Source organism: Streptomyces sp. NPDC032161, from assembly GCF_040636995.1.
GTDB lineage: Bacteria > Actinomycetota > Actinomycetes > Streptomycetales > Streptomycetaceae > Streptomyces.
Genome location: NZ_JBEZVN010000020.1, coordinates 13,432 through 25,188 on the forward strand (window position 1 = coordinate 13,432; position 11,757 = coordinate 25,188).

An 11,757-nucleotide genomic window follows, 5' to 3' on the forward strand; every position below is an offset into this window, starting at 1 on the left:
GCCGGGCCGGTCCGGTCCGGGAAGAAGCCCGAGAAGGACGAGGAGGAGTCAGATGTCCGGGGTCAAGGAACTCGGTTACGTCGTCTACGAAGTCAGCAGCACCACCGATTGGGAGAACTTCGGTGTCGAACTGCTGGGCATGCGGCTCGGTGAGCGGACCCACGACGGGTTCACATTGCGCACCGATGAGAAGGCGCACCGCTGGATCATCACCGAAGGACCGGCCGACGACCTCGTGGCCTCCGGCTACGAGGTCTCGGACGCGGTCGCGCTCGACGCACTGGTGGCGAAGGTCCGCGAGGCGGGGATCGAGGTCGTCGAGGGCGACGCCGGTCTCGCCGCGGCCCGCAAGGTGGAGCGGATCTTCGTCACCACGGACCCGATGGGCAACCGGGTCGAGCTGGTCACCGGTCTGGCCGACGCGGCGACCCCGTTCGAGTCCGCGAAACTGCTCGGTGGCTTCGTGACCGGCGCGGGCGGCGCCGGCCATCAGGTCCTGCTGGCGCACGGCGTCTCACGGGAGGACTACCTGGGCTTCTACATCGACCTGCTCGGGTTCGAGGTCAGCGACATCATCGTCGAGGAACTGGCCCCGGGCATCGTCGCCGACCTGATCTTCCTGCACTGCAACGGCCGTCATCACACCGTCGCCTTCGGGGACATGCCGTCGCCGAAGAAGACCCACCACTTCATGGTCGAGGTGACCGACATCCGCGACGTCGGTGCCGCCTACGACCGGTGCATGGACGCCGGGCAGCCGTTCGAGATGACGCTCGGCATGCACCCCAACGACCACATGTTCAGCTTCTACGTCTTCACGCCCTCGGGCTTCAGCATCGAGTACGGCTGGGGCGGGCTGATCATCGACGACGAGACGTGGGAGGTGAGGACGCTCGACCGGCTGCACAGCTGGGGCCACCGGCCCCCGGGCGCCGTCGCCGAACTGCTCGCCGCCGCACCCAATCCCCGTGGAGAGGACCACTGATGACCCTGGACCCCAACGACATCGCGCGCACCGTCCGGGCGGGCGACTGGAACCTGCGCTACTACGAGGCGGGCTCCGGCCACCCGGTCGTCCTGCTGCACGGCAGCGGTCCCGGCGCCACCGGCTGGAGCAACTTCGCCGGAAACATCGAGGCGCTGGCCGAGCACTTCCACGTGTACGCCGTCGACATGCCCGGCTGGGGAGAGTCGGACGCCGCCACCGTCGACCAGCTCGACCACGTGGACACGGCGATCCGGTTCCTGGACGCCCTCGGCATCGAGAAGGCCGCGTTCGTCGGCAACTCGATGGGCGGCCAGACCTCGCTGCGACTGGCCATCGAGTACCCCGACCGCATCTCGCACCTGGTCACCATGGGCCCGCCGTTCGGCCGGATGCCGACGCTCTTCGGCGCCGGGGACGGCCCCTCGGAGGGCCTCAAGGTCCTCATCGAGGCCTACCACGACGCCGGCCCGGAGAACATGCGCCGACTCGTCGAGATCATGGTCTACGACAAGGCCCGGTTCGCCACCCCCGAGCTGTGCAAGGCGCGTTCGGACGCCGCGCTCGCCCGCCCCGAGCACCTGCGCAACTACGTGGACGGCCTGCCGAAGGGCGCGCCGTTGCCGAAGTGGGTCGACCCGGCTCTCCTCCCGGCGATCCAGGTGCCGACACTGCTCATCCATGGCCGCGACGACCGCGTCGTCTCGTACGAGACCTCGCTCCACCTGCTGGCGAACATCCCGGACAGCCGGCTGGTGCTGCTCAACCACTGCGGGCACTGGGCGATGATCGAGCACGCCGACGAGTTCAACCGGCTGGTCATCGACTTCGTCGCCAACAACTGACCCGGTCCGCAGGGCCGAGCGGCGCGGCGGGGACGTCACCGTTCCCGCCGCGCCGCCTTCCGTACGGGCGGGCGTGCGGCGAAGCGGTCCGATGTCAGGAGAGCGCGGACTGCGACAGGTCGGTGAGGCCGTCGGCCGTCGTGTCGAGAGGCTGCTCGGTCCAGATGGTCTTCCCGCGCCGGCCGTAGCGGCTTCCCCAACGGGAGGTGAGCTGAGCGACGAGGAACAGGCCGCGGCCGCCCTCGTCCGTGGTCCGGGCCCGGCGCAGGCGGGGCTGGGTGCTGCTCGGGTCGGAGACCTCGCAGACCAGCACGCTCTCCCGGATGAGCCGCAGCCCGACCGGGCCGCCCGCGTAGCGGATGGCGTTGGTGACCAGCTCGCTGACCACCAGCTCGGTGGTGAAGGCCAGCTCGTCGAGCCCCCAGGCGGTGAGCTGCCGCGAGGCCGTCTCCCGAGCGGTGGCGACCTCGGAGGGATCGGTGGGGAACTCCCAACTCGCCGTGTTCTCCGGCGCGATGGCCCGGGCGCGGGCGAGGAGGAGGGCGATGTCGTCGTCGGGCGGGTCCTCGCTGATGTCCGCGAGCAGGTCCCGGCCGAGGTCGTCCAGGGGGCGGTCTGGGCGGCAGAACGATTCGAGGGCGTTCACCAACCGCCGCTGTCCGCGGGCGGGGTCGTGGTCGCCGCGTTCGATCAGACCGTCGGTGTACAGGGCCAGGACGCTTCCCGGCTCCAGCTCGACCGTGGTGGCCTCGAAGGGCATGCCGCCGACGCCGAGGGGCGGGCCGGGGGACAGCTCCAGCACCTCGGTGGTGCCGTCGGGGTGGACCAGGACGGGTGGCGGATGCCCTGCGCTGGCCAGGGTGCAGCAGCGGGTGACCGGGTCGTAGACCGCGTACAGGCAGGTGCCGCCGATGGTGTCCCGGTGCCCCGGGGGAGCCTCGTCCTCGAGCTGCCGCACGAGGTCGTCGAGGTGGGTGAGCAGTTCGTCCGGGTCGATCTCCAGGTCGGCCAGGGTGCGGACGGCGGTGCGCAGCCGGCCCATCATGGCCGTGGCGTGCAGTCCGCGACCGACGACGTCGCCGACGACCAGGGCGGTCCGCAACGACGGCAGCGGGACGACGTCGAACCAGTCGCCGCTGATCTCCGCCCCGCCCCCCGCCGGTCGGTAGAGGCCCGCGGTCTCGGTCGCCGGGGTGTCGGTGGTGGCGCGGGGGAGCAGGCGCTGCTGGAGCGCGACGGCCGCGTGGTGCTCGTGCGTGTACCGGCGGGCGTTGTCGACGGCGAGGGCCGCCCGCGTGGCGATCTCCTCCAGCAGGTCCGCCTCTGCCTGGTCGAAGGGATCCGGCTGTTCGGCACGCCAGATCGCGACGACACCGAGCACCAGCCCGCGCGCGAAGAGCGGCGACGCCACGAACGAGTGCCCGTGTTCGGGAACGAACAGCGGTGCCAGCTCCGGGACATGGCCCATGGGGTACTCGGCGAGCCCGCCGGTGACGGTCCTGCCGCGCTGGAGGTTTCGCATGATGAGGCCGTCCGGCAGTGGCGGGCACGACGCGAGGGGTTGCAGCAGTGCGGCGGGCCAGGGGCCGGGGTCGGCCGCCACCGCGGCCCGGCGCAGATGCCACCGTCCGGCGCCGAACAGTTTGGGCGGCTCCTCGCCGTCGAACACGGCGTCGGCGAGCTCCACCCATCCCACGTCCCCGAGGGCGGGAACCAGCGCGTCCAGCACGTCCTGGGCGGTCTGCAGGACGTCCAGGGAGGTACCGATGCGCTTCGCCGCCCGATGCAGCAACTCCACGTGGCGGCGGGACCGGTCCTGTTCCGTGGAGTCCGTGAACACCGCGGCGGCGCCGCTCGGGCTGCCCGTCGCGTCCTCCATCCGGAATGCGGACAGGGAAAGGGACCGGCGCTGCCAGGCACCCTGCGGCGACCGCATCCGCTGGTGCTTCCCCACCAGGGGAACACCTGTGTCCAGCACCTCGCGGAGGGATGCTTCGACGCTCTCGGAGTCCTGCGTGGACATCACGTCCCGCAGCCGGTCGGGTGTCGGTCCGGGCCGCGCGCCGAACACCTCCGAGGCGAGATTGGCCCGCACGATCCTCAGGTCGGTGTCGTGGATGCTGACCGCGATCCGGTCCTGGCAGAACAAGCTCTCCAGGAAGGACACGCCCTGCTCCACGTCCGTGAGCCGACGCGTGGGGACTGCCACGACCACGAGCTCGGACGCCCCGTCCAGGGGTGTCACCCGGAAGGTGACGTCGATCGTGCGGCCGGACCGGTGGCGCAGCCGCGTCTCGCCCGTCTCCGGGATCCCGCCGGGAAGCCGCGCGCCTTCCCGGGCCTCGCAGGGGACGTCTCCGAGCAGGTCCCGGACCGGACGCCCGCAGACCTCCTCACTCGAACGGCCCAGCAACTCCGCCGCCGCACGGGACCAGCGCAGGACCGTGCCGCCCCTGTCGAGCACTGCGGTCGACAGGGGCGGCAAAGCGGATGCTCGACCGCCCGGCCGATCCTCGGAGGCGCTCATTTCGCTCCTCGTCGCAGGTGGGGGCACCACACAAGCGAGACGCATCCATTATGGGCCCGTCGGCCTGTGGCCGCAGGGCCCATCGGTGCGGCGTTCGCGCGAGAGGACCACGCATGATCCGCCCGACCGCGTGGAAGGCAGGCCCGGCGACGGGTGGCGGGTCGCGGGTGATGAGCGACGGATGACGGGCGAGGGCCGGTGGTCGGCGGGCAGCGATTCCGAAGGGAGCGCAGGACGCGTGCGGCCGGTCGATGTGCGGTCGGAGCAGGGCGTGTATGCGAACGGGTGGGCCTTGTCCGGCGCTGGGGTGTCCCTGCCCGCCGACGGCCCGAGTGGGCGCAGGGTTTGTGCGAGCTCTTCCTCCCGCTGCGTGTATGGCAGAAGGAGTACGCACGCTTCGTCGTATCGCGATCACCACGGCCGCTGTCGCCGCCGCCGGATTCATGGCTGCCACGTCGGCCTTCCCCGAGTGGCTTCGAAGGTCCACACGTCGTCGGAGGCGGTCGGTGCGACCCCCGCCCGATAGTTGCCGTGCGCCGTGACCGTGGTGAATCCGGCCTGTTCCAGAAGCGCGGTGAACTCGGAGAGGCCGAACCAGAGCAGGGAGAAGATCTGCAGTTCTGTCCGCTCCAGGGCCCCATCCTTCCAGGACTCGTAGCGCAGCCAGCGGGTCGAACGCTGGGCGACCGGGTCCACTTCCTTGTGCCACGTGGTCAGGGTGATCAGTTGCTCGTCGTTCCACCAGTGCCGGACGGGGTCCGTGCCGGGGTCGGTCGTGAAGGACGGCGGTTCGAGATCGACCATCAGCCGACCGCCCGGGGCCAGGCTCTCGTGCATGGCGCGCAGCGCGGCCAGCGCGCCGGACCGGTCGGACAGCAACGCAAACGACCCGGTCGGAATCACGATCGCCGCGCAGGAACCGGGATCGCGGTACGTGGTCATGTCGGCTTCGAAGACATCGGCCGACAGACCGCGCTTCGCGCAGTTGGCCCGGCACTGTTCCAGCATCGGGAGCGAGGTGTCGTAGCCCCGCACCGTCAGTCCCTGTTCGAGCAGGGGGATCAGGATCCGGCCCGTTCCCACGGCAGGCTCCAGGATCGGGCCGGACACGCCCCGGAGCCGGTCCGCGTAGAACTCGACGTCCCCGAACGACGTCCCGATCGGCTTGTCGATTTCGTAGACCAGTGAGGCCAGAGGTCCGTAGCGCCAGGCCGCCTTGTCGATTGCTTTGTCCATGAAGCTCCTTGAGAGTGCGGCCGTTCCACTGGGACCATTGTCCCCGATACGCCGTGAACCTCCCGATGGGGGCCTCCGCGTCCGCGGGCGGTGGCGTCGTTCCGGTGGAGAACGACGAGTGCGAGATCGCCCTGGCCGCCTTCGAGGCATCGTCCACGCCCTGCTGGCACGGCGTCGGAGAACGAACCACACCGTATTGCTCGCGCTCTGCGAGGGCTTCACCGTGCTCGTGCTTGCGGAGCGCGCCGGAATCAGGGGGACCCGACACAACTCGAAGCCGACCCGGGCGGCCCGTGCAAGGACGTGCAGGTTTTCGCCGTCACCACGAGGTCCGCCCTGACCGAATCAGGAGCTCGTGTCAATGAACCGTGGGAGAAGGCGGGGGAGTTGGGCCTACATATGCCCCGCCGGCCAGTGCCGCCGCGTACGTCGCACCGATCCGGCCGGGCGCTCGGGCGCTCCACCGACGAGCCTTCGGCCACCTGACGATTGTCCAAATGTCGGGGCGTGCTCCGTGCGGCGGCCGCCGTATCGTGGAGGGGTTCTTTCGGGGTGAGGGCGAGACCGGAAGCGCGGTGTGGAACGGTGGCCCTGAGCGTGAGCGAGGCTTCGATGGTCCGAGGATCGCAAGCCTGTAACGGTTCGTGCCGGTGAAGGGCTGCCGGTTGTTGTCGGCAGTGGAGTCCGTCTGCTCGTCGCCCACCGGAGCCGAGGAGAATCTCATGATGGCCGTCGCGCTCGCATCCTCTCCTCGCGCGGGGAGAACGCTTCTGGGGCGGGCGAGTCCCCGGCGGGCGACGGCGGCTCCGACGCCCGCCCGGTTCGCTCGGTCCACCCCGCCGGGTGGGGGCGCCGCACCGGCGCGGCAGCGGTGACCGGAACGGGCCGGCTCCGGATGCGGGACGAGAGGGTGCCCTGCGCCCCGGCCCACCGGATCCCGGACCGGCGAGCGTGCTGCCCGTCGTTGGTCACCGACGTCCCGGGCGTCCTGCCGAACAGCGTCCGACGGGGCGAGAACCGGACGGTCGGAGACCGGGGACACGCCTGCGGACGTGCGCGATGAACGACCGACTGGGATTCAGCCTCACCCAGTTACGGTATTTCGTCGTGGCCGCCGAGCTCGGCAACATATCGGAGGCGGCCGAGAAACTGTGTGCGTCGCAGTCGACGGTCTCGTCGGCTGTGATGAGGCTGGAACGTCAACTGGGTGTGCAACTGCTTCTCCGTCATCATGCCCGCGGGGTCACCCTCACACCGAGCGGCCGGCACCTGCTGCGCGAGGCACGCGCGCTGCTCGGCCAGGCGAGGAATCTGAAGGCCCGGGGCGACGCCCTGGCGGGTGACACCACCGGTCAGCTCGACGTCGGGTTCTTCTTCTCGATCGCCCCGTTCCTCCTTCCTCTGGTCCATCGGATGCTCAGGGAGCGGCATGCGGAGTTGCAACTGAACCCCCACGAGGCATTCGCTGACCGGCTGTTGGGTTTTCTGCAGGACGGTCGATGCGAACTGGCCGTGACCTATGACTTCCTCTCGGGCGATTCCAGCTTCCATCCCTTGGTGGACCTGCCCGTTTACGCCCTGCTGGCCGATGGCGACCCGATGGGGCGGGCCGGCGCGATCGGCCTGGACGAGTTGGCCGCTCGGCCGCTCGTCACCCTGAACGCCCCGACCGTGCTCCGGCACTTCGAGAAGTTGTTCGCCGGTGCCGGTGTTCCCATGCCGCGTGTGATGACGACAGCCGGTCCCGAGACGATGCGCGGGCTCGTGGCCGCCGGTTCCGGGTTCGCGTTGATGTATCAACGCACGTCGAACATGACGACTTTGGACGGCGGGAGGGTGCGAGCGGTCGAGATCGCCGGGGACCTGCCTTCTCTGTCCCTCGGTGTGGCCATGATGCCGGACCTGATCATGAGCGGACGCGGCAGAGCCTTCCTGGACGTCCTCAGATCGGCGGTCGCGATCAGCTACGCCGCGCGTACGTCGGCGTGACCCGGAAGCCCTCGCCGCGCTCCGCCGCGTCACTCCCCGCAGCGACGAGGGGCGGGCACCGCGGCGGGCCGTCGTGGCCCGTGCGGCGCGGCCCGCTCGTCGCGGGGATCGTCGTCAGGCCAGCGTCCTGAGCACGGCGGGGTCGTAGGGGACGGTCAGGGACAGTTCTCCGCTGAGCGCCTTCGCCGCCCAGTCCGGGTTGGCCAGCAACGTCCTGCCCACGGCGACGAGGTCGAACTCGTCGCGCTCCAGGCGGGCCAGCAGCTCCTCGATGCCGGTCAGCCCGGCCTGCCGGGTGTAACCCTGGGCGAATTCGCCTTCGCCGTACTGCCGGTCCAGGCCGACGGAGCCGACCGTGACGGTGGCCCTGCCGGTGAGCTTGCGCACCCAGCCGGCCAGGTTGAGCCCACTGCCGTCGAACTCGGGCTGCCAGTAGCGGCGGGTGGAGGCGTGGAACGCGTCGACACCGGCGTCGGTCAGCGGAGTGAGCAGCTGCGCCAACTCGTCCGGGCCTTCCGCGATCCGGGCGTCGTACCGGTTGACCTTCCACTGGGAGAGCCGGAAGAAGACCGGGAACCCCGGACCGACCACCGCGCGGACCGCCTGGACGATCTCCGCGGCGAAACGGGCGCGGGAGGCCGGGTCGCCCCCGTAGCGGTCGGTGCGCCGGTTGGTGTCGCTCCACAGGAAGTCGTCGATCAAGTAGCCGTGCGCGCCGTGCAGTTCGACGCCGTCGAAGCCGAGCCGCTCGGCGGCGACGGCCGCCTGCGCGAATGCCGCCACGGTGTCGTCGATGTCCTGCTGGGTCATGGCCTTCCCGGCGGGGGCGCCGTCCAGACCGAGCCCGGACGGGCCCTCGGCGGGCGGCTCGGTCGCCGCGCGCACGACCCCGGTGTGCCACAGCTGCGGAATGATCCTGCCCCCGGCCCGGTGCACCCGTCGCACGACATGGGCCCAGCCGTCGAGGGCCCGCTCGCCGTAGAAGTGGGGCACGTTCTCGTACGCGCCGGCGGCGGCGCGGTCGACGTAGGTGCCCTCGGTGATGATCAGCCCGACCTGGTTGGCCGCGCGGCGGGCGTAGTAGTCCGCCACGTCCTGGCCCGGCACACCGCCGGGGGACAGCATTCTGGTCATCGGGGCCATGACGATCCGGTTGGCGACCGTCAAATCACCCACGACGAACGGCTCGCCCAGGCTGGCCATTATTCCTCCCGAGTTGTCGGCACCACATGTACGTACCATCCGTTGTGCGCCTGTTCTTTTCCGGTCCGGCGAAGGAATTCCGGCCGGTACGAAACGCGACGGCCGCACATCGACGGCGCACGATTATCCGCAACGCGGGATCACGGTGTCCAGACGGCCGCGACGGCGCGGACCTTCCGGCGGCTCATTTCCTTCCCGCACCGGACTGTGCGGATCCCCTTCGTGCCTTGCTCTTGCGGCCCGTGCGCGCCACCTCGTGCGCACCCGGCGGCGGCCCCGCCGATGTCTTGATTGCCGACCACGAAGAACGGCGATGGGGAGCCGGGACCGGCGATGCGTCCTCGTCGCCCGGGTGTCGCGGAAAGAAACGATCGGGTGGACACCCGATGTCATGCGTGGAAACAACCCGGCGCAGACATCTTCGATGCATCGCAAGATGCGATCCAGTGCATCGAAATAATCATCTTGACCGTGTCAATGAGATCACCGATAGTGGTCCCGGTGATTCCGCGCCGCCATGATCAGTCGGATCAAAAACTCTCATTCCGAATCGCAGCCCGAGAAATTGCTTCTGTCGCCGATTCGTGTCGCGGACACAAGGTTTCCGAGGAAATCGAGGGGGTGGAACCAAGGGTGAGCCGAAGTCGCTCTACCGCGCAGGTCTCCAACGAGCTGGAAGGCAAGCGAGCCGTAGTCACCGGCGGCAGCCGCGGCATTGGCGCCGCGATCGTGCAGAACCTGCTCGACGCGGGCGCAACCGTCGTCACCTCGGCCCGCAGCTCGACCGAACACACCCCGTCCGCAGCCAAGTTCGTCAGGGCGGACCTCAGCACCCCCGGCGGCGTACGCCAGTTCGCGGACGCCGCGCTGGAAGACCTCGGCGGGGTCGACATCGTCGTCAACAACGCGGGAGGCTGCCGGGCCCTCCAGAGCGCGCTGGAGATCGAGAACGACTGGCAGTACACGATGGACATCAACTTCCTCGCCGCCGTCCGGCTCAACCGCGCGCTCGTGCCGTCCATGCGTGAGAGCGGAGGCGGGGTCGTCCTGCACGTCTCTTCCATCGCCACCATCGCGTCCTACCCGATGATCCTGCACTACGCCGCCGCCAAGTCCGCGCTCGAGACCTACAACAAGGGGCTCGCGGCCGAGTTGGCGCCGCAGGGCATCCGCGTCGTCGCCGTCTCCCTGGGGAACGTGGCGACACCGGGGGCGGACGAGGCGCGCGAGCAGATCGTCGACTACCTCGGCAGCGACGAGGTGTCATGGGCGGACGAGATTCCGCTGGGGCGTCTCGGCCGGTCGCAGGACATCGCCGAGGCGGTCGGCTTCCTGGTCTCCGACCGGGCCTCGTGGATCACCGGCAGCACGCTCGTCATCGACGGCGGGCGGATCGCGGCCATGTGACCAGGGGCTCGGTGCGGACGCCGACACGGCGGCCCCGCGCACCGATTCCCAGCACCTCCGACACGGCGGCCCCGCGCACCGAACCCCAGCACGTCCGACACGGGCGGTCCGCACACCGAACCCCAGCAGGCCCGACAGACCCGCCGACCGCGGCGACGGACCGGCGGTCCGGGCAGCACAGGAACCGCAGCCGCGTCAGTGAGCAGTTGTTCATGTTGTGAACGAGTGACCGTCCGCCAGGACTGGAAGGACTGACACGATGACCACCACAGGGGACGGGGCCCGGCCCTATCCGTTCGGTCCGGTCGACCGGCTCGAAGTGGATCCGCGGCTGGCCGAGCTGAGCGGCGAACAGCCCGTACTCCGTGTGAGCCTTCCCTTCGGCGGCGACGCCTGGCTCGTCACACGGCACGCGGACGTCAAGACGGTGCTGGCCGACTCCCGGTTCAGCCGCGCCGCCGCCGTGGGCGACCACGTGCCGCGCACGGTCTCCGCCGGGCTGCCCAGCACCTCCATGCTGAGCATGGACCCGCCGGAGCACAGCCGGCTGCGGCGCCGGGTGGCCAACGCGTTCACCGTACGACGCGTCGAGGCGCTGCGCCCGTACGTCCGGCGGATCGTGGACGGCCTGCTCGACAACATGATCGCCGCAGGACCGCCCGCCGACCTCACCAAGGCGCTGACCTGGCCGCTGCCGATCACGGTGATCTGCGAACTGCTCGGTGTGCCCGTCGCCGACCGCGACCGGTTCAACGTCTGGGTGGACGGTCTGCTGATGCTGTCCGATCCGGAACAGTCCGCACAGGCGCGCGAGCACCTCAACGACTACCTCGCCGGTCTGGTCGCGCTCCGTCGCACCACCCCCACCAGTGACCTGCTCGGCGAACTGGTCACCGCGCAGGCCGAGGAGGAGGACCCGTTGCGCGAGGAGGAACTGGTCAGCCTCGGGGTCAGCCTGTTGTCCGCCGGGCAGGAGGCCACCGCCAACCAGATCGGCAACTTCGTCTACACACTGCTGACCAACCCCGATCTCTGGCGGGAACTGGTCGCCGATCCCGGGCTGATCCCCGACGCAGTCGAGGAACTCTCCCGGATCGTCCCGATCAGCGCCACCGCCGGCTTCACCCGCATCGCCACCGAGGAGGTGGAGCTGGGCGGGCAGACCGTGTGCGCCGGTGACGCGGTGGTCGCCGAACTGGGTATGGCCAACCGGGATCCCGAGGTGTTCGACCGCCCCGGTGAGATCGACTTCCACCGGGGGAGCGTCCCGCACGTCACCTTCGGGCACGGCGTGCACCACTGCCTCGGCGCGCAGCTGGCCAGGATGGAACTGCGCACCGTTCTCGAAGCCCTCGTCTCCCGTCTGCCCGGCCTGCGCCTCGCGGTAGCGGCCGACGAGGTGCCGTGGCGGACCGAGCGTCTGATCCGCGGGGCGGAGACACTGCCGGTCAGCTGGTGAGGTCGCACCGGCGTCGAGGTCGCGGCCTCGGACGGTCCGCTGGAGCTGGAGCTGGAGCTGGAGCTGGAGCTGGAGCTGGAGCTGGAGCCGGGACCAGGGCCGGGAT

The 11,757-nt window shown here is 70.2% G+C and carries 9 protein-coding genes; 6 read left to right on the forward strand and 3 right to left on the reverse strand.

Annotated features, from left to right (window positions below; translation table 11 throughout):
• The first annotated feature begins 52 nt into the window (after positions 1-52).
• The gene (locus AB0E67_RS26010; protein WP_362030999.1) at positions 53-985 is read left to right on the forward strand and encodes a VOC family protein; all 933 of its coding nucleotides are present in this window, start codon (positions 53-55) and stop codon (positions 983-985) included.
• Entirely contained in the window at positions 985-1,830 is an 846-nt protein-coding gene (locus AB0E67_RS26015) for an alpha/beta hydrolase (RefSeq protein WP_362031001.1), read from the forward strand. The genes AB0E67_RS26010 and AB0E67_RS26015 overlap by 1 nt, the downstream gene beginning before the upstream one ends.
• Before the next feature lie 94 nt (positions 1,831-1,924).
• On the opposite strand, the gene AB0E67_RS26020 is transcribed toward AB0E67_RS26015, so the two are convergent.
• Positions 1,925-4,357 carry a SpoIIE family protein phosphatase gene (locus tag AB0E67_RS26020; protein ID WP_362031003.1) on the reverse strand — a complete coding sequence of 811 codons (2,433 nt, stop codon included), beginning with the start codon at positions 4,355-4,357 and terminating at the stop codon, positions 1,925-1,927.
• Between the two features lie 441 nt (positions 4,358-4,798).
• The gene (locus AB0E67_RS26025) at positions 4,799-5,593 is read right to left on the reverse strand and encodes a class I SAM-dependent methyltransferase (RefSeq protein ID WP_362031005.1); all 795 of its coding nucleotides are present in this window, start codon (positions 5,591-5,593) and stop codon (positions 4,799-4,801) included.
• Between AB0E67_RS26025 and AB0E67_RS26030 the strand changes: the two genes are divergently transcribed.
• Both AB0E67_RS26030 and AB0E67_RS26035 read left to right on the forward strand, forming a co-directional pair.
• Positions 5,592-5,933, forward strand: coding sequence for a DUF6086 family protein (locus AB0E67_RS26030; RefSeq protein ID WP_362031007.1), 342 nt, complete (start codon positions 5,592-5,594; stop codon positions 5,931-5,933). The two genes, AB0E67_RS26025 and AB0E67_RS26030, sit on opposite strands and share 2 nt — an antisense overlap.
• Positions 5,934-6,652: 719 nt before the next feature.
• Complete coding sequence (locus AB0E67_RS26035; RefSeq protein WP_362031009.1) at positions 6,653-7,582, forward strand: LysR family transcriptional regulator; 930 nt, start codon at positions 6,653-6,655, stop codon at positions 7,580-7,582.
• Between the two features lie 114 nt (positions 7,583-7,696).
• Here the strand turns inward: AB0E67_RS26035 and AB0E67_RS26040 are convergent, their stop codons facing one another.
• A complete protein-coding gene (locus AB0E67_RS26040; protein ID WP_362031011.1) occupies positions 7,697-8,785 on the reverse strand; it encodes an NADH:flavin oxidoreductase in 1,089 nt (362 codons plus the stop codon).
• Between the two features lie 633 nt (positions 8,786-9,418).
• Here AB0E67_RS26040 and AB0E67_RS26045 point away from each other — a divergent pair.
• The gene (locus tag AB0E67_RS26045; protein WP_362031013.1) at positions 9,419-10,192 is read left to right on the forward strand and encodes an SDR family oxidoreductase; all 774 of its coding nucleotides are present in this window, start codon (positions 9,419-9,421) and stop codon (positions 10,190-10,192) included.
• A gap of 259 nt (positions 10,193-10,451) precedes the next feature.
• A complete protein-coding gene (locus AB0E67_RS26050) occupies positions 10,452-11,651 on the forward strand; it encodes a cytochrome P450 (RefSeq protein WP_362031015.1) in 1,200 nt (399 codons plus the stop codon).
• Positions 11,652-11,757 lie beyond the last annotated feature (106 nt).